The following is a 23,730-nucleotide window of genomic DNA, read 5'->3' on the forward strand; positions in this document are numbered from 1 at the left end:
TCATAGCCGCCCTTCCCCCGTTCAGGAAGCCGCCTCTGATTGAGTCTTGCTATGGTGATGCATGAGTTTGGGTATAGCCCAATTCAAGACGCGACGGGACTCACAAAGGTAATGCCCGTGCGTAGCGCTGCATTACGTACGTGTTCCTGCATGGTTTTCTGCGCTGTCGCACTCGCACGCCGGGCCAAGGCACGCAAAATTTTGCGATGTTCCTGCCAGGTTTCCATGGCCCGCTCTGGCCGGATGAACGGTAATTTCTGACTTTCCAGGAACACCTCGGCGCTGGCACTGAGAATACTCACCATCGCTTGGTTGCCGCTGGCCAACAGGATGCGTTGGTGAAACTCGAAGTCCAGCCGCGCCGCGGCGTCGAAGTCGCCGGCCTTGAGCACCTTGCGCATCGCCTCAACGTTGTCCTCAAGACTGTCCAGCTCATCGATGGTCAGCGTGACCGCCGCCAGCCCCGCCGCAAACCCCTCCAGCGCATAGCGCAATTGGAAGATATCCAACGGCGTGGCCTGGGCCGCGAAAGGCCAGGCAAAGCCCGGCGCGTCCTCCGCCGCCTGCACGAATACGCCTTTGCCCGGCAGCACGCTGACCACGCCCAACGCACTCAGGGACGATAACGCCTCACGCAACGACGCTCGGCTCACGCCCAACTGCACCGCCAGGTCGCGTTGGGACGGCAACGCGTCGCCTGGCCCGAAGCCCTGCTCCTTGATCAGTTTGCGAATGGCCTGCAGGGCCGCTTCCGGTACGGCTTGGGCGATGGAATTCATAAAAAACTCAAGGTTTCAGTCAGCAGAGCGGCTAGTTGTAAAGCTATTCGCGGCCGGCGGCAAGCCACGCCCCAAAGGGGCTCGCAGGTTTTTGCCGGCGCTCGAAAAGGGTGCGAAAGGCTATGCCACTGTTCAGACCAGTAAGACCAATGAAGCTCAACAAATCCCAGCCTTACAGACGATTTCGAGCCTACTGGCATGGGCTGTGCAATCACGCAAGCAAGCCAAATCCAGAAAATCCTTTCGCCCTTTTCGGAGAGTTGCCATGACTAAGCGCTACAGCGCCCTGCTCACTGCCCTGTTTGCCAGCCTGATGCTGAGCCAGGCACCCGCCCAGGCCAATGGGCTGGACGATATCGTCGCCCGTGGCACCCTTAAGGTAGCCGTGCCCCAGGACTTCCCGCCGTTTGGCTCGGTCGGCCCCGACATGAAGCCGCGCGGCCTGGACATCGATACTGCCAAGCTGCTGGCCGACCAACTCAAGGTCAAGCTGGAGCTGACCCCGGTCAACAGCACCAACCGCATCCCGTTCCTCACCACCGGCAAGGTTGATCTGGTGATCTCCAGCCTGGGCAAAAACCCGGAGCGGGAAAAAGTCATCGATTTCTCCAAGGCTTACGCGCCGTTCTACCTGGCCGTATTCGGCCCACCTGATGCCGCCATCAGCAGCACCGACGACCTTAAGGGCAAGACCATCAGCGTGACCCGTGGCGCCATCGAAGACATCGAGCTGACCGCAGTAGCGCCCAAGGAAGCGACCATCAAGCGCTTCGAAGACAATAACTCCACCATCGCCGCCTACCTGGCAGGCCAGGTCGACCTGATCGCCAGCGGCAACGTGGTGATGGTGGCGATCAGCGAGCGCAACCCGAAACGCGTGCCAGCGCTGAAAGTGAAACTCAAAGATTCGCCGGTGTACGTTGGCGTGAACAAAAACGAGCCGGCGCTGCTGGAGAAGGTCAACCAGATCCTGGTCGCGGCCAAGGCCGATGGCAGCCTGGAAAAGAACGCGATGCAATGGCTGAAAGAGCCGCTGCCCGCCGATCTTTGATACGACGGAGCTGACTCATGGCGTATCAATTTGACTTTGTGCCGGTGCTGGCCAATACCGATCTGCTGTTGCGCGGCGCGTTGTTCACCCTTGAGCTGACGGCCATCGGTGCGATCCTGGGGGTGGCCCTGGGCACCGTCGGCGCGGTGGTGCGGGCGTGGAAGATCCAGCCGTTTGCCTGGTTCTTCGGCGTCTATGTCGAGTTGATCCGCAACACGCCGTTCCTGGTGCAACTGTTCTTCATCTTCTTTGGCCTGCCGTCCCTGGGGCTAAAGATTACCGAGTGGCAAGCCGCCGTATTGGCGATGGTGATCAACCTGGGGGCCTACTCCACGGAGATCATTCGCGCCGGCATCCAGGCCATCCCGCGCGGGCAACTGGAGGCTGCGGCAGCCTTGGCAATGACGCGTTTCGAAGCGTTCCGCCATGTGGTGTTGCTGCCGGCGCTGGGCAAAGTGTGGCCGGCACTGAGCAGCCAGATCATCATCGTGATGCTCGGTTCGGCGGTGTGTTCACAGATCGCCACCGAAGAGCTGAGCTTCGCCGCCAACTTTATTCAGTCGCGTAATTTTCGCGCGTTTGAAACCTATGCCCTGACCACCCTGGTGTACCTGTGCATGGCGTTGATGATTCGCCAGTTGCTCAACTGGATCGGCCGCCGCTTTGTGATGAGGAATAGCCGATGAGTGATTTTTCCTTCTGGGACATCGTACGCAATCTGCTTACGGGCCTGCAGTGGACGCTGTTGCTGTCACTGGTGGCGTTTATCGGCGGTGGCCTGATCGGCTTGCTGGTGATGACCATGCGCATCAGCAGCAAGGCGTTCGCGCGCAATCTTGCGCGCACCTACATCGAGCTGTTCCAGGGCACGCCGTTGTTGATGCAGCTGTTTCTGGTGTTCTTCGGCATCGCGCTGCTGGGGGTGGATATTTCACCGTGGCTGGCAGCGGCGATTGCCCTGACATTGTTTACCAGCGCCTACCTCGCTGAGATCTGGCGCGGTTGTGTCGACTCCATCGCCCACGGGCAGTGGGAAGCCTCGGCCAGCCTGGCGCTGAATCCGCTTGAACAACTGCGCTACGTGATCCTGCCCCAGGCCCTGCGGATCGCCGTGGCGCCAACGGTGGGGTTCTCGGTGCAGGTGGTCAAAGGCACCGCCGTGACCTCCATCATCGGCTTCACCGAATTGACCAAGACCGGCGGCATGCTCGCCAACGCAACCTTCGAGCCCTTCATGGTCTACGGCCTGGTGGCCCTCGGTTACTTCCTGCTTTGCTACCCCTTGTCCCTCAGTGCTCGCTACCTGGAAAGGAGACTGCATGCCTCTGCTTAGAATTTCCGCCCTGCATAAGTATTACGGCGATCACCACGTCCTCAAGGGCATCGACCTGACGGTTGAAGAAGGCCAGGTGGTGGCGATCATCGGCCGCAGCGGCTCGGGTAAATCCACCCTGCTGCGCACCCTCAATGGCCTGGAGTCGATTAACGATGGAGTGATCGAGGTCGACGGCGAATACCTTGATGCCGCCCGCGCTGACTTGCGCAGCCTGCGGCAGAAAGTCGGCATGGTGTTCCAACAGTTCAACCTGTTCCCGCACCTGACGGTGGGTGAAAACGTCATGCTCGCGCCACAAGTGGTGCAGAAAGTACCCAAGGCCAAAGCGGCACAGTTGGCCAAGCAGATGCTGGAACGCGTTGGGCTGGGAGAGAAATTCGACGCTTTCCCAGATCGCTTGTCCGGCGGCCAGCAACAGCGCGTCGCCATTGCCCGGGCCCTGGCTATGTCACCCAAAGTGCTGCTGTGCGATGAAATCACCTCAGCCCTGGACCCGGAGCTGGTCAACGAAGTGCTCAGCGTGGTGCGCCAGCTGGCCAAGGACGGTATGACCTTGATCATGGTGACGCATGAAATGCGCTTCGCCCGGGAAGTCGGTGACAAGCTGGTATTTATGCACCAGGGCAAGGTGCATGAAGTCGGCGATCCAAAACTGCTGTTTGCCAATCCCCAGACCGCTGAGTTGGCAAACTTCATCGGTACAACAGAAGCCCACGCCTGATCGATTAGCCGCCAGGTACCAACTCGAAGCGCCCGCCGCCCTCCAATAACGTTTTATCGCGTACTGAGGCGGCGGCATTCGAGAGATAGGTGTCAATCTGCACCTGCGCTGAAAACACCCGCCCGCTGACAGGCTGCCCTGCCTTCAACAGCACCAGCGCTTGGTCCGGCCTCAGGTGACCACCGCGCTCCGCCCTGTTGTGCATCGGCGCCAACTCTATCGCCTGGCCATCGAGCACTGGCTGCTGCAGCGTCAGGTCAAACCGCCCCTCCCCGCCAAACCTGAAACCTTGACCATCGGCCGGCACGCCCATAAAACGCAGGGCTATAACCCTAGCGTCGGCGCACACCACACTCACACGCACCATGCGTTTACCCAGGAAAACCCCGCGAGCATCAGGCTTTGAAACGGGGCGCAGAAGCCCGTAATCAATTTGCGGTTGGCTCACTGACAGGTGGCACTCAGAAGCCGACGCCTCAAAAACCGTCAATAGGCTCACCACCGCCGCGAGCATCCCTGACGTCAGAGCACTTTTAGCTGCAGACCGCCGCTGTGTTTTCATAAAGTTGGCCTTCATCGATTTGTTCCGACAGTTCGAGTTGCAGTTTGCAGGAGGTCGCGTTCGGCGATGACACGGTCAAGGTTTGTGGCGCGTCGATGTTATTCAGGAAAATCAGGCCGTCTCCGACGACGGAGGTCAGGAATGAATTGTCTGCCGTAAGCACCGAAGCACCTTTGGGTAACGCTTGGCCACTCTGATCGACGGCACGCAACAGCACCCTCCTGACCTTAACCACTTCAAAGTCGACCTTGCTGAATGAGCCTCGTCCAACTTCCAGGGATTGGGTGCCGTTCTTGATATCTACCTGCCGTGGCAGGGATTTGCCTTCCACCTCGACAAGGCTGCTCTGATAAGCGGGCAATCCCGGTATCACCGCCATTCCCCACCGATCGGTCCATACAGGCCCCTGGGGTGTAGTGATACGCGCGCCCGACACATCGCCGACCGATGCAACCCCAAACGTATCCTCGACCCTGTACGGAGACAGCGTCAGCCCCCGCTCATGAGCCACGACCGCGCCTTGCAACTGACCGCTATAGCTGGTGTTGGTAGAGTCCCGGTTGATGCCCAGGCCCAACTGAGCATAACGGGACGTCATGTTCAGCAAACCGCCCTGCGCATGCCGGGCGGCCGTACCAAGGTCGCTGTCAGCGCGCAGTTCATAATTGAGTGTGTCGTCGACGCGTTCGTTGAAGGCTGCGCCAATACTCGATCGACGCCCCTGGTGCCTGGCGGTAGAAGTGAGCGAACGATCACCCCCCAAGGGAACACTGACTTGCAAACGCACGCCTAGCCCATCGTTGTTGTTCTTGTTAGTGCCAGAAGTGCCTACTTGCGAATCCACGCTCAACCCGACATTGGCGTACCTGAACTGCTTGTTCCAGGCCCCATGCACATACTGAGAGGCGCTACTGTTGAAGTTTGCAGCACGGGTGTATCCAATCGTGAACACACCCAATTGCGGGTCCGCCCAGCTGAGACCTGCCGTGTATTGGTTTTTGAACCGCGAGTTCGCCAACTCACCACTGTCAGCGCGCACACTATCGAGCACATCACGATAGCCAGGTGTCTGGGTCGTAGCGCTCAGGGTCATCTGCACGTCACCCGGCAGCACGCTGCCCAACGAAACGCTATTACGCACACCCCGTACGTTGTTCTTGTCGTCCCGTGAGAGGTTGTTACGCAGGCCAACAGAGAATCGCTGCGCGAAACTGCTGTCCAGCGCAAGCCCCACCGAATTGTAATGATCGGTAACCTGCACACCCGAACTGAGGGCCGTGGCGGGGGTGAGCGCCCAGGTCCCGCTTGCCACGGCCAGCATAGGCTCATCGGCACCGCTACGTTCCACATCCCGTATCTTGCCGACGGCCGCGGTATACCCAGACTTCACCGGCATCGCATCGCGAAACGAAGCGGCCGGCACTACAAAGCTACGCTGTCCGCCACGGGTCTCAATGACCCGTACATCAAGATCACTCGTGCCGTTGAGCAACGGCAGGTTGCTCAATGCAAACGGCCCTTCCGGCACGACTGTTGTGTAGATCAGTGCGCCCGACTGGCGTACCTCTATCCGAGACTGACTAAGGGCCTGGCCTTCGACCACTACTCCATTACCGCCGGCACCGCCGTCGACACCGTCTGGAGACAGTTGGAAACCGGTCAGTTGCACCCCGCCGAACACCGGGCTGTTACCGGATATCTGCCCCACCTGGAGGGTCGACGCCAACCGCGCAATATCCCGTTGCGCATAGGCGTACAGGTGCTCGGCCCCAGACCGACCATCGGTAGAGATATAGAGCTGACGACTGCGCGCAATCCAATCGCCTACGTTAAACCCCACCTCCGTGGACGCCGATAGAAAACGGCCCCTGGCATCGCGCGAATGACTGTTGATGCCTTGCACGTCATAGTTGAGCAAGCCCGCCGCTCCACCTCGAGCGAAATAGCCAGTGGCTCGTTGCGGCTCACGGATCGCCTGGGTGGGAACGACGATCGCTACCTCCTCGTTGCCCGGACGCAGGTTCAATTCCGTGCTGGGAAACTCGGTAAGGAAGTCATGACAGGCCTGGTCAGCAGAAACCTGTTTATCTATCACTGAAGCAGGTACACGCAGCCCTGCTCGGTCCAGCAAGCCACGGGTAAAGCACAACGCCCCTTCATGGTTGAACCGCGCATCGGTCAATCCAACGCGATCACCATTGACCGTCAGATCAACAACCCGAACACCTTCAGTGAATCGTGGCGCGTCTCGAAAATAGTGGGCAACCGAAGGATCGAGTCCGCGATGCTGCAAGATAGTCAGATCGAATTCCAGCGGGTGCGCCCCGGGCCCGGCGTAAACGTGTACTGCGGCGCCAGAAAACATCGCTACGCAGGCTGAGAGACTGACTCGGTTGAACTTAAAAGGCGCTGCGGCCTTTTTACCCCCACACCGTTTTTTACCAACAGCGCCGGTAACCTCGTTTATTTTTCCCATACAAGGTCAAGGCATGTTGGCTAGGAGCAAGGCATCGTAGTTGTCTACGGTAAATCCATAAACAGTGGCAGGCATGATGGTGACTGACGTGGCATCAGGGTGGGCGCTTGAAAATTCAGCGCTCAGCACCTCACCCGGCAAGATATAGGTGCGTGAAAGATAGGCTTTGGCTTTTTGCGGGTTCAGTTGCGCCTCGGCGGCCAAACGAACGACATAGGGACTGTCGTTATGCACGCTCAACGTTTTGCCCTGCAGGCGCCAGGTCAGTAACTCCCAAGGCGCATTGTGCTGTGGCAGTCCCTTGGGATGGAGAATCAGCGGCAGGTTTTGTCGCAGGCTGATACCGATCGTCGCACCCGAGCCTGGCTGGGTTTGTGGGATACCCTCGAAGGTGACACGCTTCAAACGCTGAGTCTTGAGCGGTTCCTTGCCAATCAACATGAACCTCACCATTTGCAGTTGGCCACCATCCACCCTTGCAACCGGGGGAGTGACAACCACCAAGGGTTCCAGGTCTTCCGGAACATCTTCAATAGCCGAATGGAGTAGCGCAGGACCGACGTCAGTATTTTTGACGTTAATACTGGCCTCGCCATCGGACTCATTTAGCACAATGACAGTGGTTTCAGGCTCCATGCCATCGGCGTACGCCACACCGCATAAAAGAAAGTTAACGCAAACGCTAAACGCTAAAAATAACTTCGACTTGGAGACGATACACATCCGACGTTTCCTTTACTTCGAACACAGCAAAACAGTCAGAACACGTTAAAACTTCAAACACCTAAAGTTTCAACGTGTGCTGACCGACTCAACATTGCTTACAAGTAACGTAACTCTAAGGTGGCATGGCCATCCAGATTGATACCCTCACCGACGGAGAAAGCAGAGGTCTTGTTGATAACCCCTTGCACTTGCAAGTTTCCGGAAACCACTGAAAGCTTAATCGGCGTAGTGGTCCCAGACGCCCAGCTTGTCAAATGCGGAGGCTGTGCCAGGGCCCCGTCGCCGACGGACCAAGTAACGCCGTTATTGTTCGAACCATTAACCCTGACCGTTTTACCGTCAGCAACGGTATTGGCCATGAACATAACGTAACCGCCAACTTTCTCACCTTTGGATGACGTGCCTAGCCCATAGTTAAAGGTGTCAACATAGGTCTGATTAAATGCACTTCGCATCATACCAGGCACTTTACTGCTTGCACGATTGTCCTGTGTCTTGATGCTTACCAAAGTAGGTGCATCGCATTTGACGGTAAAGGGCGTGCTTTTTTTATCCAACTTTGTGTAATGGGTGGCACTTAGCGAACTCGGTCGAATCATACCGTAATCAAATACCGAGTTGACTATCGTAAAGCTGCAGCTTGCGGGCGCGATGGTTCCTTTAACACGGACATCCGCTGCTTGGGCATTGAGCCCCGTCGCAGCCAAACATACACCCATCATTACAATAATTTTATTTTTCAAACTTATCACCTTTAACAAAAAAATGGATAGCCACAGATAAAACTCGCCCATAGGCCTGGCACTGAAAAAATTTACTGCAGAGCGCCGTCGCCCCGCCGAAAAGCAATCAGCCCCAGTTGACCATTAGGGTAGTTATGTTCAGATGTACTTCAGTTCCAGCGTGGCGTGACCGTCCAGCTTGATTTCATTACTGAGGCTGAGAGCGGATGTCTTATTAAGAATGGCCCGAACGTTTAGCGTACCGGACAGCGTGGAAAACTTTAGCGGTGTAAGGTCACCCGACCACCAGCTGGTCAAGACAGGAGTTTGCGCCATGGCACCGGCGATACCGCGCCAAACGCCACCATTGTCGAATGACTGCATAATATTGACAGCCTTGCCATCAGCTACCGAACTTCTCATGTATAAAATATAACCGCCGACATGTTCACCATTACCGGTATTACCAAGCCCGTAGTTATAGTTATCATTGTACTGCGAGCCATATTGAAGTGTTATGCCACCCACTTTACTTGCCGCACGATTATCCGTTGCACTTATAGCGACCCGAGCTTGTGCAGCACACTTTATGACGAACGGAGTGCTTTTGTTTGGTAACGGATTATATTGGGTGGCGCTTAAAGAGCTCGGATTGATTTTGCCATAATCAATGGTCGAATTTGTGAGTGTAAAACTGCAACTGGAAGGTGCAATGGAGCCTTTGACACGTAAGTCCGCAGCTTGAACGCTCAGGCAAGCAACTGCAAGGAACACGCCCCCAAACAAAGCACTTTTATTTTTCATATACAGTCCACCTTACTATCAAAGATCATTTATCCGCGTACAACTAAAAACTCAAACTATCTAAAAGCCAATCTTACAAGCCCACATTTAAAAGCAGCCCACACCGAACGCTCAACTATAAATAAATAACACCTAGGCAAAATCGCCGGACCGAAGTATTAACACTCCACCCCTTCAATTAAACCGGAAAAAATATCAATGATTGTAAGAGTACTCAGCGGCAGCCATTCCACACTGGAATATTCGTTGTGCGAATCAAAACAACAACTTGGAGGACTAATACAGAAGCATGTAGGAATTAGTTACCAATCCCATAAATAAAGCCCCGGAAATCAAGGACTACGGCATCTGTTAACTTTGTAATGCAATCGTCATGAAAATCTCCTACAACCCGCATCGGCAATTTCCGCTGAAGCCCTGATTGGAAATCCTATGGCGCTACGCGTTGGCGCCAGCGGTCGATCGTGGCACGATGGTCAGGTTATCGACCGAGACCCCCAAACCATGCCGCAATCCCAAGCCAAGAATCTGTCCCTGATCGCCGCCATAGACCTGGGTTCCAATAGCTTTCACATGGTCGTGGCCAAGGCCCAGAACGGCGAAATCCGCATCCTTGAACGGCTCGGCGAGAAAGTGCAACTGGCTGCCGGGATCGACGACGCCCGCCAGCTCAATGAAGAATCCATGCAGCGCGGGCTCGATTGCCTCAAGCGTTTTGCGCAGCTGATTAACGGTATGCCCCTGGGCGCGGTGCGGATTGTCGGCACCAATGCCCTGCGCGAAGCGCGCAATCGCGGCGAATTCATCCGCCGCGCCGAGGAAATCCTCGGCCACCCGGTAGAAGTCATCTCCGGCCGTGAAGAAGCGCGCCTGATCTATCTAGGCGTGTCCCACACCTTGGCCGACACCCCCGGCAAGCGTCTGGTGGCGGACATCGGCGGCGGCAGTACCGAGTTCATCATCGGCCAGCGTTTCGAACCGCTGCTGCGCGAAAGCCTGCAGATGGGTTGCGTCAGCTATACCCAACGTTACTTTAAGGACGGCAAGATCACTCCGGCGCGCTACGCCCAGGCCTACACCGCAGCGCGGCTGGAAATCATGAGTATCGAACACGCCCTGCACCGCCTGACCTGGGATGAGGCCATCGGCTCGTCTGGCACCATCCGTGCTATCGGCCTGGCACTCAAGGCCGGCGGCCATGGCACGGGTGAGGTCAACGCCGAAGGCCTGGCGTGGCTCAAGCGCAAGCTATTCAAACTGGGGGACGCCGAGAAAATCGACTTCGACGGCATCAAGCCCGACCGTCGCACCATTTTCCCGGCCGGCCTGGCGATTCTCGAAGCCATCTTCGACGCCCTCGAACTGCAACGCATGGACCACTGTGACGGCGCCCTGCGCGAAGGTGTGCTCTACGACCTGCTGGGCCGCCATCACCACGAGGACGTACGTGAGCGCACGCTCAGCTCGCTGATGGAGCGTTATCACGTCGACCTGGAACAAGCCGCCCGTGTGGAACGCAAAGCCTTGCACGCGTTCGACCAAGTGGCCGAGGACTGGGACCTGGAAGACGGCGTATGGCGAGAGCTGCTGGGCTGGGCCGCCAAGGTGCATGAGGTAGGCCTGGATATCGCCCACTACCATTACCACAAGCACGGCGCCTACCTGATCGAGCACTCCGACCTGGCCGGTTTCTCCCGGGAAGACCAGCAGATGCTCGCACTGCTGGTGCGCGGCCATCGTCGCAATATTCCCAAGGATAAGTTTGCCGAGTTCGGTGATGAAGGCATCAAGCTGATCCGCCTGTGCGTACTGCTGCGCTTCGCGATCCTGTTCCACCACATTCGCGGCACCCAGGAAATGCCCCAGGTGAGCCTGCGCGCCAATGGCGAGAGCCTGGATGTCGTGTTCCCGAAAGGCTGGTTGGATGAGAACCAACTGACCCAGGCGGACTTCGCCCAGGAAGCGGAGTGGCTGACACGAGTGGGGTTCAGCCTGAACCTGCGCTAGAGAAGACCGGAAACAACTGTGGGAGGGGGCTTGCTCCCGATGGCGGTAGACCAGTCAATGAATCTGTTGACTGACACTCCCTCATCGGGAGCAAGCCCCCTCCCACATTTTCAGACCGCGTCGGTGCTTAGTTCACCGACAGAATCGGACTGCCCAACTTCTCCAGCAACGTCGCCTGCGCACTGCGTGGGTTCTGGTTGCCGGTCGGCGTGTTGCGCACGTAACGGCCGTCGGATTGCAGGCTCCAGCTGTGGGTGTTGTCGGTCAGGTAGCTTTCCAGCTCTTTCTTGACCCGCATGATCAGCTTCTTGCCCTCTACAGGGAAGCAGGTCTCCACACGCTTATCCAGGTTGCGCTCCATCCAGTCGGCACTGGACAGGAACATCTGCTCTTCGCCGCCGTTGAGGAAGTAGAACACCCGCGTGTGCTCCAGGAAGCGGCCGATGATCGAACGCACATGGATATTGTGCGACACGCCAACAATGCCCGGACGCAGGCAGCACATGCCACGCACCACCAAGTCGATACGCACGCCGGACTGGCTGGCCTTGTACAGCGCGCGGATGATCTTCGGATCGGTCAGCGAGTTGAACTTGGCAATGATGTGCGCCGGTTTGCCGTCGAGGGCGAACTGGGTTTCGCGGGCAATCATGTCGAGCATGCCCTTCTTCAGGGTGAACGGCGCGTGCAGCAGCTTCTTCATGCGCAAGGTCTTGCCCATGCCGATTAACTGGCTGAACAACTTGCCGACGTCTTCACACAAGGCGTCGTCGGAAGTCAGCAGGCTGTAGTCGGTATAGAGCTTGGCGTTGCCAGCGTGGTAGTTGCCGGTACCCAAGTGGGCGTAGCGCACGATCTCACCCGCTTCGCGGCGCAGGATCAGCATCATCTTGGCGTGTGTCTTGAAGCCAACCACGCCGTAGATCACCACCGCGCCGGCCGCTTGCAGACGGCTGGCCAGTTGCAGGTTGGATTCTTCGTCGAACCGCGCACGCAACTCGATTACCGCGGTGACTTCCTTGCCGTTGCGCGCAGCGTCCACCAGGGCATCGACGATTTCCGAGTTGGCGCCGCTGCGGTACAGGGTCTGGCGTACGGCCAACACGTGCGGGTCCTTGGCGGCCTGGCGCAGCAGGTCGACCACCGGAGTGAAGGACTCGAACGGGTGCAGCAGCAGGATGTCCTGCTTGCTTACAACGCTGAAGATGTTCTCGCTGTTTTGCAGCAGTTTCGGGATCTGCGGCGTGAACGGCGTGTATTGCAGCTCCGGGTGGCTGTCCAGGCCGGTGATGCTGAACAGACGCGTCAGGTTCACCGGACCGTTGACCTGATACAACTCGGTCTCGCCCAGGTTGAACTGCTTGAGCAGGTAGTCCGACAGGTGTTTCGGGCAGGTGTCGGCCACTTCCAGGCGAACCGCATCGCCGTAGCGCCGCGAGAACAGCTCGCCGCGCAGGGCACGGGCCAAGTCTTCGACGTCTTCAGAGTCGAGCGCCAGGTCGGCGTTACGGGTCAGGCGGAACTGGTAGCAGCCCTTGACCTTCATGCCTTGGAACAGATCATCGGCGTGGGCGTGGATCATCGAGGACAGGAATACATAGTTGTCGCCAGCGCCCCCCACCTCTTCCGGCACCTTGATGATCCGTGGCAGCAAACGCGGCGCCGGGATGATCGCCAGGCCGGAATCGCGACCGAAGGCGTCGATACCTTCCAGCTCAACGATGAAGTTGAGGCTCTTGTTCACCAGCAACGGGAACGGGTGCGTCGGGTCGAGGCCGATCGGCGTGATGATTGGCGCGATCTCGTCACGGAAATAGCGACGCACCCACGTTTTGATCTTGGTGGTCCAGTGACGGCGACGGATGAAGCGGACCTGATGTTTTTCCAGCTCCGGCAGCAGGATGTCGTTGAGGATCGCGTATTGGCGGTCCACATGGCCGTGCACCAGCTCGCTGATGCGCGCCAACGCCTGGTGCGGTTGCAGGCCGTCGGCGCCGGCTTGTTCGCGGGCGAAGGTGATCTGCTTTTTGAGGCCGGCAACACGGATCTCGAAGAACTCGTCCAGGTTGCTGGAGAAAATCAGCAGAAATTTCAGCCGCTCCAGCAACGGGTAGGACTCATCCAGCGCCTGTTCCAGCACGCGGATGTTGAATTGCAGTTGCGACAGCTCGCGGTGGATGTAAAGGCTGCTGTCATCCAGGTTGGTCACCATCGGCACTGGCGCCGGCGCTGGTACTTCGGCCACCACGGCAGGCGGAGCCGGTTCCAGCTCCGGCGGGGTCTCGGCGACTTGTTCAACCACCGGGTGAGCGTCTTTTACTGCAACTTCGGAGAGTCCTTCGGTATTCATCGAGTGTTCCTGTGAGGGCTATTGTTGCTCTCTAAGCAATTGGGCGGCGCGGGCGGCAAAGTAGGTCAGAATGCCATCAGCTCCGGCACGTTTAAAGGCCGTCAGGGATTCCAGAATCACCCCTTCACTCAACCATCCATTCTGTATTGCAGCCATGTGCATGGCGTATTCGCCGCTGACCTGATAGACAAAGGTCGGCACCTTGAATTCATCTTTGACCCGCCAAAGGATGTCCAGGTACGGCATCCCCGGCTTGACCATCACCATGTCAGCGCCTTCGGCCAGATCGGCCGCCACTTCGTGCAAGGCTTCATGGCTATTGGCAGGATCCATCTGGTAAGAGGCCTTGTTGGCCTTGCCCAAATTCAGTGCCGAGCCCACCGCGTCCCGGAACGGGCCGTAGTAGGCGCTGGCGTACTTCGCTGAATAGGCCATGATTCGCACATTGACGTGGCCGGCCAGCTCCAGGGCTTCGCGAATCGCCTGGATGCGGCCGTCCATCATGTCCGAAGGTGCGACCACCTGGGCGCCTGCCGCAGCGTGGGACAAGGCCTGCCTGACCAACGCATCGACGGTGATGTCGTTCTGAACATAGCCGTCTTCGTCCAGGATGCCATCCTGACCGTGGGTGGTGAACGGGTCCAACGCCACGTCGGTGATCACCCCCAACTCAGGGAAACGCTCGCGCAGAGCACGTGTTGCGCGCTGGGCGATCCCTTGCGGGTTCCAGGCTTCGGCCGCATCGAGGGACTTGAGTTCAGCCGGCGTGACCGGGAACAGCGCCAACGCCGGAATCCCCAGTTCGACCCAACCCGCCGCCTCTTCCAGCAGCAGATCAATGGTCAGACGCTCCACCCCCGGCATCGACGCAACGGCTTCCCGACGATTTTCGCCATCGAGCACAAACACCGGCAGGATCAGATCATTCGTCGTCAGTACGTTTTCACGAACCAGACGGCGAGAAAAATCATCACGGCGATTGCGACGCAGACGAGTGGCTGGGAACAGGCGATTGGCAGGGGTAAAGCTCACGACAGACTCCTGAGCCCGGGTTTACGGGCGAGCGTTGCAGTTATAAGCGGCCATTATGACGAAGGTATGACAGTTGTGCTTATCGATGCGACCTGTAGTCGCATTCGTCGTTTATGTAGGAATTGTTCACTTCGTGACACATCTCGATACTTTCATGAATGTTCACGAAGGCGTAGGCTGCGCGTTCATTTCGCCAGCACCCAGACCATGCTTCAACAATTTCTGCATGACTTCGGCTACTTTGCCCTCTTCCTCGGGACGTTCTTTGAAGGCGAGACCATTCTGGTGCTCGCAGGCTTCCTGGCGTTCCGTGGCTATATGGATATCAACCTGGTGGTGGTCGTTGCCTTCTTCGGCAGCTACGCCGGCGACCAGCTTTGGTATTACATGGGGCGCAAGCACGGCCGCAAACTGCTGGCACGCAAGCCGCGCTGGCAACTGATGGGCGACAAAGCACTGGAACATATCCGCAAACACCCGGATATCTGGGTGCTGAGTTTCCGCTTCGTCTACGGATTGCGCACGGTGATGCCGGTCGCGATTGGTCTGTCGGGCTACCCGCCACTGCGCTACCTGATCCTCAACGGGATTGGTGCTGCCATCTGGGCCGCGGCTTTGGGTGCGGCGGCTTATCACTTCGGCGCAGTACTGGAAGGCATGCTCGGCAGCGTCAAAAAGTACGAATTGTGGGTGCTCGGCGCGTTGTTGTTACTAGGCTTTGGCCTGTGGCTGCGGCGCCGCTTCAAGAACGCTCGAATCGCCCGCCAGGCCTGTGCAGATGCCAAGGCCCGGCTCGCGGCCGAGCCTGCCTCGATCGAAGCGCCTAAGACACCAGTCGAGTAAGCCGGCTTCTACAGCAGTAGAGGCCGATCACGCTGAGCAGGCTATAACTCAGCAGCCCAAGCCAGCCCAAGTGGCTGGCCGGCCACAGCCCCACCTGCGGTGCCAGCCACACCAGCGGTACATTCAATGCCAGCCGTACCAGCTCAGCCTTCAAGGTCCACGGGCGATTCTCCAGAGCCACGCCCAACGTAAACAACCCAAACGCCATCGCACCCCAGCCCACAATCAGCGCGGTGGCGGGCAAACCCTCGCCGAAATTCATCAAATAGCTGCCAAACCCCACATACGCGGCAAACTGCAGGGCGATGTACACCTGTTGGCGCGCGTCCAGCGGCACGTCGAATTTGCGGAACTGGCTCAAGTCAGGCTTGGCCAGGGGGTATTTGGCCTTCACGTCCGCAGGGCGCCAGCCGGTGCGCATGAACCAGATGCGCAGCTTGTCCCACTTACTCTCGGTACGCCGTGCATCGCTCCAAAGCTGCGCATAAAACTGCAAGTTGGCCCACAGCGGGTTCCAACTCGCCAAAGGGGTCGTCACACCAAAAACCACCGGTTCGTTGTCGTCTTCTTCCTGGAAGGTGCCGAGCAGCCGGTCCCAAAGAATGAACCCCCCGCCGTAGTTGCGATCCATGTAAAGAGCGTTCTGTGCATGGTGGGCCCGATGATTGGATGGCGTGACGAAGAACCACTCGAACCAGCCGAGCTTGGGCACATGACGGGTGTGCACCCAGAATTGATAGAGCAGGTTGAGCGAGGCGACGCTGATGAATACCACCAACGGCACGCCGAGCACGGCCAGGGGCAGGTAGAAAATCCAGCTCAGCAGAAACCCGGTGCTGGTCTGGCGCAGGGCGGTGCTGAGGTTGTAGTCCTCGCTCTGATGATGCACCGAGTGCGCGGCCCACAGGATATTGCGCTCGTGCCCCATCCGGTGCAGCCAGTAGTAGCAGAAGTCGTAGAGCACAAAGGCGAAGACCCAGGTCCAGACACTTTGGGCAGGCAGTTCGATCAGCGCCAAGTGCTTGAGGGCGAATGCGTAGGTCAGCAGCCCGACGCCCTTGGTCAACAACCCCGTGGTGGTGGACAGCACACCGGTGCTGAGGCTGTTGATGGCGTCCGCGACCCGGTAGTTGCGCTGGCCGCGCCAACGGTCAGCGAGCAATTCCACCACGATCAAGGCGATGAAAAACGGTACCGCGTAAGGCACGAAGTCCATGAGCTAGTCCGGTCTATTGTTGTGGCATCAAGATTAGGTGCAGCGACGCGAGATCCCATTGGCAACAGGTTACAAATTAGTAGACATTTAACGCCAAGACCCCAGGAGAAATGCCCATGAGCAAAAAGATTGCAGTGATCCTTTCCGGCTGCGGCGTGTATGACGGCGCAGAGATCCAAGAAAGCGTGATCACCCTGCTGCGCCTGGACCAGCGCGGCGCTCAGGTCCAATGCTTTGCCCCCGACATTCCACAGCTGCACGTAGTCAACCATCTCACCGGTGAAGAGATGCCCGAGTCACGTAATGTGCTGGTGGAGTCGGCGCGCATTGCCCGAGGCGAGGTGAAGGACATCAAAGAGGCCAATGCCGAAGAGTTCGATGCGTTGATCGTGCCCGGCGGGTTTGGTGCGGCGAAGAACCTGTCGGACTTTGCTGTGAAAGGCGCAGAGTGCAGCGTTAATCCACAAGTATTGGCACTGGCTGAAGCCTTTGCCGAAGCCGGAAAGCCGGTCGGGCTGATCTGCATCTCACCGGCCCTGGCCGCAAAAATCTACGGCCCAGGCGTGACCTGCACCATCGGCAACGACACCGACACCGTCGCAGCCCTGGACAAAATGGGCGCCTCCCATCAGGAGTGCGCGGTTGAAGATATCGCCGAAGACACGGCGCGCAAGCTCGTGAGTACGCCGGCCTATATGCTCGGCAAGAACATCAGCGAGGTGGCTTCAGGCATCAACAAGCTGGTGGACCGGGTGTTGGAACTGACCCACGAAAACGACTGATCCGCTCACACAACACTAGATTGTGGTGAGCGGGCTTGCCCCGGGCGAGGTACGGAAGTCAGGCGGGGCGCATCAACTGGGTGAGGATGCGGTCGAGCGAGTTGGCGAACGCCTGCTTATCCTTCTCGCTATGGGGCGGCGGCCCACCGCCCATCTGGCCTTGCTCACGCAGATCGGTAAACAGGTTACGCACCGCCAACCGCTCACTCATGTTCGCGGGGCTGAACTCCTTGCCCCGCGGGTCGAGCGCCGTGACACCCTTTTTCACAAGGCGGTCAGCCAACGGCACATCGCTGCAGATCACCAGTTCGCCGGGCACGGCGTGCTCTACCAAGTAATCATCCGCCGCGTCAGGACCGCTGGGCACCACGATCAGCTTCACGCAGGCAAAGCTCGGCTTGATCTGGCTCTGCCCAGCCACCAGCACCACCTCGAACTGGCGTTTGAGGGCAAACTTCACCACTTGGTCCTTGGCCGCCCGAGGGCAGGCATCGGCGTCAATCCATACCCGCATAGTCAAGCCGTCACGCGGCGTTTTTCGGCCAAACGACTGCGACCATACAGCACCACAATCGCCAGGATCGCTAAGGCCTGGGCGCTCAACGAATACGCGTCGGCGTGGATACCCAGCCAGTCGAAATCAAAGAATGCCACTGGCCGCGTGCCGAAGATGCCGGCTTCCTGCAACGCCTTGACGCCATGTCCGGCGAACACCACCGACAGCGCGCACAGTAGCGCCGCGTTGATGCCGAAGAACAGCGCCAGCGGCAACCTCGCCGAACCGCGCAGGATTACCCAAGCCAGGCCCACCAGCAGCACCAGCGCCGTTGCACCGCCCGCCAGCACAGCGTTGTGCCCGGCCGGGCCGGCTTGAAGCCACAGGGTTTCGTAGAACAGGATTACTTCGAACAACTCGCGGTATACCGAGAAGAACGCCAGCACCGCGAAACCAAAACGCCCACCGCCGCCCACCAAGCTGCTCTTGATGTAGTCCTGCCACGCCGCTGCATGGCGGCGATCATGCATCCAGACGCCCAGCCACAGCACCATGACACTGGCGAACAGGGCCGTGCAGCCTTCAAGCAATTCGCGCTGGGCCCCACTGACATCAATGACATACGCCGCCAATGCCCAGGTGGCCAAGCCCGCCAGCAACGCCAGGCCCCAGCCGACGTTAACGCTACGCACCGCCGATTGCTGGCCGGTGTTACGCAGGAAGGCAAGGATCGCTGCCAGCACCAAAATTGCTTCCAGGCCTTCGCGCAGCAGGATCAGCAGGCCTGAGATGTAGCTCAACGACCAACTCAAACCGTCGCTGCCCAGCAAACCGGCGGATTCGGTGAGCTTGCCCTTGGCCACGTCCAGGCGCTGCTGCACCTGCTCAATCGGCAAACCATCCTGCAACGACTGACGGTAGGCCATCAGGGCCTTCTCGGTATCTTTGCGCACGTTAGCGTCGACGTTATCCAGGGAGCTTTCTACCAGCTCGAAACCTTCCAGATAAGCCGCTACAGACAGGTCGTAGGCTTGTTCGTGGTCGCCATTACGGAACGCGGCGAGGCTTTTGTCCAAGGTCGTTGCGGTGTAGTCGAGCAACTGGGCCGGGCCACGCTTGACCTGCGGTGGTTGCGCACGCTGGGCGCGGAAGGTTGCGGCAGCGGCCGGGCCTTCTGCGGCCAACACTTCGTTGGGGGTTCGGCGAGCCAGATCGGCGAGGTTGAAGGGCTGCTCACTTTTTGCCGCAGCCGGGTCAGCGGTGAAGCCAGCGATGTAGGTCGCCAGGTCCCAGCGCTGACGGTCGTCCAACTGATCGGCAAAGGACGGCATATCGGTGCCTTCGACGCCCAGGCCCAGAGTGTTATAGATCGCGTAGAGGCTCAGACGATCCAGGCGCGCGGCATCCCGCAGGTTGGCAGGCGGCGGTGTGAGGCCCACGCCCGCCGGGCCATCACCCGCGCCGGCAGTGCCGTGGCACACCGAGCAATGCTGGGCATAGAGCGGTGCACCGCGCGTCGGGTCGGGCGTGATGGCCGGGGCCTGACTGACTTCATACGCGACGGCCAACTTGGCGCCCAACTGACGGGCCTGCCGGGCGACGGTCGCGCCGTCCTCATGCGCGTTGACAGCTGACAGTAATTCATCAACGCCCTTTACCAGCTCGGCGCGCTCGGGTCTTTGCGGCAAGTCCGCCACCAACCCCTGCAACACCCCGAGAAACTCCACCTGCTCGCGAAATTCCGAATCATCCACCACCTTGCCCGCCTCCACCGTCGGCGGATAGTCAGCACCAATGTAGTCCAGCAAATGCAGGGCTTGTGGCGCGCCTTCGGCAGTTGCCGCCAACAGGTTGGAGCTGCACGACATCAACGCCGGCAACATCAGCCAGGCGAGAAAACGGAAGGGGGCAGTCATGAACGAATCTCAAAGGGAAATACGAAGTAACACATTGTTAAGGCTTATCCGGTTTGACTCAAGGTGTAAGTGATGGGGTGCGGATAAGGACCCTGGATTTTTGCAGTCGAATAGTGGCACTTCGGCATGGCTTACCCATATGAGCTCCAAATCGGTTCACTCAAACAGGTAACAGCTATTAACCGGTAGGGACGATTTCGCGAGGATCTGGCCATGCTCTGGAGAACTCCCACAGCCACTCAACCGTACTGGGCCTGACGCTGGTGGAGGATTTCAGCCGGTTAACACACGCACCTTTGAGATCACCTCAGCATTTACCACCACGGTGAAGGCCAGGACACCAAACTGGTGAACAGCCGCAATGTGCGCGTTAGCCTGAACCGCCCGAATGGGATGAAAGAGGTGTCGAAGGCATTCGGTGAGGATATGGAGCAATTGGGTGGCGGGCATCAAGCGCCCAACCTACCGGAGTTGCGTAATAACGTGCCTAGGAATGAAGCGCCGAAGACTTTGCGCAGAGCGGTGATCCTCTGGGCGACACAAACCCAATGTGAGAGGGGGCTTGCTCCCGATAGCAGTGTCTCAGTCAGTTTAGCTGTAGCTGAGACACCGCCATCGAGAGCAAGCCCCCTCCCACACTTTTGACCCCGTTTCTTCAGTTATGCCGTGGCGCGGTGCAAGCTGGCCAGGAAACCCGCAGCCCCAACGAACAATCCGGCAAACGTGCGGTTAACACGTTTTTGCTGCTTAGGCGTACGCAACAGCCGCAGCACTTTTGACGCCAATCCCGTATATCCCGCCATCACGATCATATCGACGCTGATCATCGTCGCACCCAGGATCAGATACTGGATCAGCAAAGGCGCCTGCGGGTTCACGAACTGCGGCAGTACCGCCAACATGAACACTAGGGCTTTTGGATTGCTGGCGTTGACCAGAAAGCCACGGAACATCATCGCCATCGGCTTGCCGATCGGACGTGGCGCCGCGTCATCGGTCATGTCCATGGGCAAGGCGCGCCATTGCTTGATAGCCAGGTACACCAGGTACGCCACACCAAACCATTTGATCGCATAGAACGCGGTCGACGACGCCGCCAGAATGGCACCCAAGCCGCCCGCCACCACAGCAATCTGCATCGCCAGGCCCAATTGCAGGCCAATGGCGTTCCAATAACCGCGCACGAAACCATATTGGAGGCCGCTGGACATCGAAGCGATGGCACCGGCGCCAGGGGAAAGGGAGATGATCCAACTGGCCAGGAAAAAGGCCAGCCACGTATCGAGTGCCATTGCACACCTCGGGAGAGAGTCAGCGATTGTTGTGCCTAAAGCTAACTCCGCCGACCAGAGGCTGGCTATAGATTTTTACGCGCGGTGAATGCTAGCGGTCACCAGGAAACACATGGGTGCCTGGCCAGCGGCGTACGGAGCGTTGGAAGAATAGGCTGTTTGGGACCTGCACCATCGCGCTGTCGGTGCCGGCTTCCGCCACTTCGATCAGCGTGGTGTAGAGCAGATTGATTGCCACCACACGGCCTTTCACCCCCGGCTTGTCGACCGTATCCACCAGCTCGACGATGTCACCAATGCGGAACGGCCCAACGGTGAAGATTAAGATCGCGCACAGCAGGTTCGACAGCACCGACCACATCGCGAAGAACGCTACGGCGGCAACCGCAACAAACCCCGACAGCGCCGTCCACAACACCGTGGCGGACACGCCCAGGCGACCCAGCACGAAGATCAGCGCACTGCCCATGATCAGCCAGCGCAAGCCACCGCGCAGCGGCATCAACAGTTGCGGCGGAAACGGGTAGCGCTCACCCAAACGAGTCAGGCCTTTGGCAACGAAACGCTGGGCGAGGTATGCGCCCAGCAGGATCAGCAGGATTTGTACGCCGATCCACGCGGGCTCGACCCATTGCGTGGGTATCGGCAACTGCAACGCCTCCATCAGGACAGCGCCTCCAGCTCCGCTTGCAGGGTTTCAAGCAGTTCGAGGGCTTCCATCCAGGTTTCCTCCAACTGCCCTTCACGCACCTTGAGCTTGGCCTGCTCGGCCAGCAGGTCACGCAGCTCGTCCTTGCGGGCCGCCTCGTATACAGCGCTGTCGCCCAAACTGGCTTCGATCTTGGCCAGGCGCTCGTGAACCTTGCCCAGCTCGGCTTCGAGCTTGTCGGCTTCGCGCTTATGCGGCGCCAACTGTTGGCGCAATGCAGCAGCAGCCTGACGTTGAGCCTTCTTGTCAGTCTTATCCGGGTTAACCGGTGTGTTGCTGACCGGCGCGTTGCGCAGACGGTAATCCGTCAGCCAGCGTGCGTAGTCATCAAGGTCGCCGTCGAACTCTTCGACTTTGCCATCTGCGACCAGCAGGAAGTTATCGGTGGTGCTCTTGAGCAAGTGGCGATCGTGAGACACCACCAGCACCGCACCGCTGAACTCCTGCAGGGCCATGGTCAGCGCCAGGCGCATTTCCAGGTCCAGGTGGTTGGTGGGTTCATCGAGCAGCAGCAGGTTTGGGCGGTCCCAGGCGATCAGCGCCAAGGCCAGGCGGGCTTTTTCGCCACCGGAGAAGTTCAGCACCGGCTCATCGATACGCGCGCCACGGAAGTCGAAACCACCTAGGAAATCACGCAGGGTTTGCTCGCGCTCGGTCGGCGCCAGGCGTTGCAGGTGCAGCAACGGACTTGCCTTGGAATCGAGAGAGTCCAACTGATGCTGGGCGAAGTAGCCCACCACTAGGTTCTCACCACGAGTCAGGCGGCCGGCCAAAGGTTGCAGTTCGCCCGAGAGGTTCTTGATCAGGGTCGACTTGCCCGCGCCGTTGGGGCCGAGCAAACCGATGCGCGCGCCTGGCGTGAGCTGCAGTTTGACCTTTTCCAGGATGGTTTTTTCGCCATAACCCAGGCGAGCATCCGAGAGGTCCAACAAGGGACTGGAGATCTTCACCGACTCGCGGAACACAAAGTCGAATGGCGAGTCGACGTGGGCCGCCGACAGTTCTTCCATACGCTCCAACGCCTTGATCCGGCTTTGGGCCTGACGGGCCTTGGTGGCCTGGGCCTTGAACCGTGCGATGTAGCTTTCCATGTGCGCACGCTGCGCCTGCTGTTTCTCGAACGCCTGCTGCTGCTGGGCCAGGCGCTCGGCACGCGCACGTTCGAACGCGGTGTAGCCGCCACGGTAGAGGGTGATCTTCTTCTGTTCGACGTGGGCGATGTTGTCGACCACAGCATCGAGGAAATCCCGGTCGTGGGAAATCAGCAGCAAGGTGCCCTGGTAGCTCTTGAGGAAGTCTTCCAGCCACAGGATCGCATCGAGGTCCAAGTGGTTGGTTGGTTCGTCGAGCAGCAACAGGTCCGAGGGGCACATCAGCGCCTGGGCCAAGTTAAGGCGCATGCGCCAGCCACCGGAAAAGTCGGCGACCGGCCGGTCCATCTGCTCGTTGGTGAAGCCAAGGCCGGCAAGCATCTTGCGGGCGCGGGCGTCGGCGGTGTAGCCGTCGGCGCTGTCGAGTTCCGCGTGCAGGCGGGCCTGTGCGGCGCCATCCTGGGCTTTCTCGGCCTCGGCCAGGTCGTGTTGCACCTGGCGCAGACGCAGGTCGCCATCGAGCACGTAGTCGATCGCGATGCGGTCCAGGGTGTCGATCTCCTGGCGCATATGGGCGATGCGCCAGTCGGCGGGCAGCAAGCAGTCCCCGGAATCCGGGGTCAGCTCACCCAGCAACAGGGCAAACAACGTGGATTTGCCGGCGCCGTTGGCACCGATCAGGCCGGCTTTGTGACCGGCGTGCAGGGTCAGCTCGGCGTCTTCGAGAAGACGTTGCGGGCCACGCTGTAATGTTAGGCTTTGAAGTCGGATCATAATGGCGGCGGAGTCTACCAGCTTCGTTGCCCGCTGGCTTGGGTG

Annotated in this window: 21 protein-coding genes and 1 pseudogene; 8 read left to right on the plus strand and 14 right to left on the minus strand. The window is 59.0% G+C overall.

Annotated features, from left to right (window positions below):
* Positions 1–83 precede the first annotated feature (83 nt).
* Complete coding sequence (locus AOA61_RS10765) at positions 84–779, minus strand: FadR/GntR family transcriptional regulator (protein WP_032884308.1); 696 nt, start codon at positions 777–779, stop codon at positions 84–86.
* Between the two features lie 265 nt (positions 780–1,044).
* Between AOA61_RS10765 and AOA61_RS10770 the strand changes: the two genes are divergently transcribed.
* From AOA61_RS10770 to AOA61_RS10785, 4 genes are read left to right on the plus strand one after another with little or no spacing between them, the layout of a single operon-like run.
* A complete protein-coding gene (locus AOA61_RS10770; protein ID WP_017530859.1) occupies positions 1,045–1,830 on the plus strand; it encodes a transporter substrate-binding domain-containing protein in 786 nt (261 codons plus the stop codon).
* Positions 1,831–1,847: 17 nt separating this feature from the next.
* The gene (locus AOA61_RS10775) at positions 1,848–2,516 is read left to right on the plus strand and encodes an amino acid ABC transporter permease (protein ID WP_017736949.1); all 669 of its coding nucleotides are present in this window, start codon (positions 1,848–1,850) and stop codon (positions 2,514–2,516) included.
* A complete protein-coding gene (locus tag AOA61_RS10780) occupies positions 2,513–3,163 on the plus strand; it encodes an amino acid ABC transporter permease (RefSeq protein WP_095185177.1) in 651 nt (216 codons plus the stop codon). The genes AOA61_RS10775 and AOA61_RS10780 overlap by 4 nt, the downstream gene beginning before the upstream one ends.
* Positions 3,150–3,887 carry an amino acid ABC transporter ATP-binding protein gene (locus tag AOA61_RS10785; protein WP_032884313.1) on the plus strand — a complete coding sequence of 246 codons (738 nt, stop codon included), beginning with the start codon at positions 3,150–3,152 and terminating at the stop codon, positions 3,885–3,887. Before AOA61_RS10780 ends, AOA61_RS10785 begins: the two co-directional genes overlap by 14 nt.
* Positions 3,888–3,891: 4 nt before the next feature.
* On the opposite strand, the gene AOA61_RS10790 is transcribed toward AOA61_RS10785, so the two are convergent.
* The 5 genes from AOA61_RS10790 to AOA61_RS10810 form a co-directional block, all read right to left on the minus strand.
* The gene (locus AOA61_RS10790) at positions 3,892–4,464 is read right to left on the minus strand and encodes a hypothetical protein (protein ID WP_143499371.1); all 573 of its coding nucleotides are present in this window, start codon (positions 4,462–4,464) and stop codon (positions 3,892–3,894) included.
* The gene (locus tag AOA61_RS10795) at positions 4,421–6,814 is read right to left on the minus strand and encodes a fimbria/pilus outer membrane usher protein (RefSeq protein WP_099601849.1); all 2,394 of its coding nucleotides are present in this window, start codon (positions 6,812–6,814) and stop codon (positions 4,421–4,423) included. Before AOA61_RS10795 ends, AOA61_RS10790 begins: the two co-directional genes overlap by 44 nt.
* A 117-nt stretch (positions 6,815–6,931) precedes the next feature.
* Positions 6,932–7,648 (minus strand): fimbria/pilus chaperone family protein, encoded by a 717-nt coding sequence (locus AOA61_RS10800; RefSeq protein WP_099601738.1) that lies wholly within the window; start codon positions 7,646–7,648, stop codon positions 6,932–6,934.
* A gap of 98 nt (positions 7,649–7,746) precedes the next feature.
* Complete coding sequence (locus AOA61_RS10805; protein ID WP_032884320.1) at positions 7,747–8,445, minus strand: DUF1120 domain-containing protein; 699 nt, start codon at positions 8,443–8,445, stop codon at positions 7,747–7,749.
* An 87-nt stretch (positions 8,446–8,532) separates the two neighbouring features.
* A complete protein-coding gene (locus AOA61_RS10810; RefSeq protein ID WP_099601739.1) occupies positions 8,533–9,177 on the minus strand; it encodes a DUF1120 domain-containing protein in 645 nt (214 codons plus the stop codon).
* A 504-nt stretch (positions 9,178–9,681) separates the two neighbouring features.
* On the opposite strand from AOA61_RS10810, the gene ppx reads away from it, so the two are divergent.
* Entirely contained in the window at positions 9,682–11,184 is a 1,503-nt protein-coding gene (ppx, locus tag AOA61_RS10815; protein WP_032884523.1) for an exopolyphosphatase, read from the plus strand.
* A 127-nt stretch (positions 11,185–11,311) separates the two neighbouring features.
* On the opposite strand, the gene ppk1 is transcribed toward ppx, so the two are convergent.
* Positions 11,312–13,534, minus strand: a complete 2,223-nt coding sequence (gene ppk1, locus AOA61_RS10820) for a polyphosphate kinase 1 (RefSeq protein WP_032884322.1) — start codon at positions 13,532–13,534, stop codon at positions 11,312–11,314.
* A gap of 18 nt (positions 13,535–13,552) precedes the next feature.
* Positions 13,553–14,566 carry a porphobilinogen synthase gene (gene hemB / locus AOA61_RS10825; RefSeq protein ID WP_032884324.1) on the minus strand — a complete coding sequence of 338 codons (1,014 nt, stop codon included), beginning with the start codon at positions 14,564–14,566 and terminating at the stop codon, positions 13,553–13,555.
* A 207-nt stretch (positions 14,567–14,773) separates the two neighbouring features.
* Between hemB and AOA61_RS10830 the strand changes: the two genes are divergently transcribed.
* A complete protein-coding gene (locus tag AOA61_RS10830; protein ID WP_032884326.1) occupies positions 14,774–15,409 on the plus strand; it encodes a DedA family protein in 636 nt (211 codons plus the stop codon).
* On the opposite strand, the gene AOA61_RS10835 is transcribed toward AOA61_RS10830, so the two are convergent.
* Complete coding sequence (locus AOA61_RS10835) at positions 15,390–16,625, minus strand: sterol desaturase family protein (protein WP_099601740.1); 1,236 nt, start codon at positions 16,623–16,625, stop codon at positions 15,390–15,392. The genes AOA61_RS10830 and AOA61_RS10835 overlap by 20 nt on opposite strands.
* Positions 16,626–16,741: 116 nt before the next feature.
* Here AOA61_RS10835 and elbB point away from each other — a divergent pair, with 116 nt between their 5' ends.
* Positions 16,742–17,407, plus strand: a complete 666-nt coding sequence (gene elbB / locus AOA61_RS10840; RefSeq protein WP_032884330.1) for an isoprenoid biosynthesis glyoxalase ElbB — start codon at positions 16,742–16,744, stop codon at positions 17,405–17,407.
* Positions 17,408–17,465: 58 nt separating this feature from the next.
* On the opposite strand, the gene AOA61_RS10845 is transcribed toward elbB, so the two are convergent.
* Positions 17,466–17,921 (minus strand): YaiI/YqxD family protein, encoded by a 456-nt coding sequence (locus AOA61_RS10845; protein ID WP_032884331.1) that lies wholly within the window; start codon positions 17,919–17,921, stop codon positions 17,466–17,468.
* Between the two features lie 2 nt (positions 17,922–17,923).
* Positions 17,924–19,819, minus strand: a complete 1,896-nt coding sequence (locus AOA61_RS10850) for a cytochrome c/FTR1 family iron permease (RefSeq protein WP_099601741.1) — start codon at positions 19,817–19,819, stop codon at positions 17,924–17,926.
* A gap of 212 nt (positions 19,820–20,031) precedes the next feature.
* On the opposite strand from AOA61_RS10850, the pseudogene AOA61_RS32200 reads away from it, so the two are divergent.
* Positions 20,032–20,335, plus strand: a pseudogene (locus tag AOA61_RS32200) (penicillin-binding protein activator LpoB); the annotation flags it as partial.
* 143 nt (positions 20,336–20,478) lie between these two features.
* On the opposite strand, the gene AOA61_RS10860 reads toward AOA61_RS32200, so the two are convergent.
* The 3 genes from AOA61_RS10860 to AOA61_RS10870 form a co-directional block, all read right to left on the minus strand.
* The gene (locus AOA61_RS10860; RefSeq protein ID WP_032884337.1) at positions 20,479–21,111 is read right to left on the minus strand and encodes a LysE family transporter; all 633 of its coding nucleotides are present in this window, start codon (positions 21,109–21,111) and stop codon (positions 20,479–20,481) included.
* 91 nt (positions 21,112–21,202) lie between these two features.
* Positions 21,203–21,775: a mechanosensitive ion channel family protein gene (locus AOA61_RS10865; RefSeq protein WP_032884339.1), complete on the minus strand. Its 573-nt coding sequence runs from the start codon at positions 21,773–21,775 to the stop codon at positions 21,203–21,205.
* Positions 21,775–23,685, minus strand: a complete 1,911-nt coding sequence (locus tag AOA61_RS10870) for an ATP-binding cassette domain-containing protein (protein ID WP_032884341.1) — start codon at positions 23,683–23,685, stop codon at positions 21,775–21,777. The genes AOA61_RS10865 and AOA61_RS10870 overlap by 1 nt, the downstream gene beginning before the upstream one ends.
* Between the last annotated feature and the right edge of the window lie 45 nt (positions 23,686–23,730).

This window comes from Pseudomonas sp. 2995-1, assembly GCF_002742505.1.
Lineage (GTDB): Bacteria > Pseudomonadota > Gammaproteobacteria > Pseudomonadales > Pseudomonadaceae > Aquipseudomonas > Aquipseudomonas sivasensis.

Coding starts and splice junctions, on each gene's coding strand:
- AOA61_RS10860 (WP_032884337.1), bottom strand. CDS start 21,111: ATGGCACTCGATACGTGGCTGGCCTTTTTCCTGGCCAGTTGGATCATC.
- AOA61_RS10805 (WP_032884320.1), bottom strand. CDS start 8,445: ATGGGCGAGTTTTATCTGTGGCTATCCATTTTTTTGTTAAAGGTGATA.
- AOA61_RS10850 (WP_099601741.1), bottom strand. CDS start 19,819: ATGACTGCCCCCTTCCGTTTTCTCGCCTGGCTGATGTTGCCGGCGTTG.
- ppk1 (WP_032884322.1), bottom strand. CDS start 13,534: ATGAATACCGAAGGACTCTCCGAAGTTGCAGTAAAAGACGCTCACCCG.
- AOA61_RS10835 (WP_099601740.1), bottom strand. CDS start 16,625: ATGGACTTCGTGCCTTACGCGGTACCGTTTTTCATCGCCTTGATCGTG.
- AOA61_RS10775 (WP_017736949.1), top strand. CDS start 1,848: ATGGCGTATCAATTTGACTTTGTGCCGGTGCTGGCCAATACCGATCTG.
- AOA61_RS10780 (WP_095185177.1), top strand. CDS start 2,513: ATGAGTGATTTTTCCTTCTGGGACATCGTACGCAATCTGCTTACGGGC.
- AOA61_RS10765 (WP_032884308.1), bottom strand. CDS start 779: ATGAATTCCATCGCCCAAGCCGTACCGGAAGCGGCCCTGCAGGCCATT.
- ppx (WP_032884523.1), top strand. CDS start 9,682: ATGCCGCAATCCCAAGCCAAGAATCTGTCCCTGATCGCCGCCATAGAC.
- AOA61_RS10830 (WP_032884326.1), top strand. CDS start 14,774: ATGCTTCAACAATTTCTGCATGACTTCGGCTACTTTGCCCTCTTCCTC.
- AOA61_RS10810 (WP_099601739.1), bottom strand. CDS start 9,177: ATGAAAAATAAAAGTGCTTTGTTTGGGGGCGTGTTCCTTGCAGTTGCT.
- AOA61_RS10870 (WP_032884341.1), bottom strand. CDS start 23,685: ATGATCCGACTTCAAAGCCTAACATTACAGCGTGGCCCGCAACGTCTT.
- AOA61_RS10790 (WP_143499371.1), bottom strand. CDS start 4,464: ATGAAGGCCAACTTTATGAAAACACAGCGGCGGTCTGCAGCTAAAAGT.
- AOA61_RS10800 (WP_099601738.1), bottom strand. CDS start 7,648: ATGTGTATCGTCTCCAAGTCGAAGTTATTTTTAGCGTTTAGCGTTTGC.
- AOA61_RS10795 (WP_099601849.1), bottom strand. CDS start 6,814: ATGTTTTCTGGCGCCGCAGTACACGTTTACGCCGGGCCCGGGGCGCAC.
- AOA61_RS10865 (WP_032884339.1), bottom strand. CDS start 21,775: ATGGAGGCGTTGCAGTTGCCGATACCCACGCAATGGGTCGAGCCCGCG.
- elbB (WP_032884330.1), top strand. CDS start 16,742: ATGAGCAAAAAGATTGCAGTGATCCTTTCCGGCTGCGGCGTGTATGAC.
- AOA61_RS10785 (WP_032884313.1), top strand. CDS start 3,150: ATGCCTCTGCTTAGAATTTCCGCCCTGCATAAGTATTACGGCGATCAC.
- AOA61_RS10845 (WP_032884331.1), bottom strand. CDS start 17,921: ATGCGGGTATGGATTGACGCCGATGCCTGCCCTCGGGCGGCCAAGGAC.
- AOA61_RS10770 (WP_017530859.1), top strand. CDS start 1,045: ATGACTAAGCGCTACAGCGCCCTGCTCACTGCCCTGTTTGCCAGCCTG.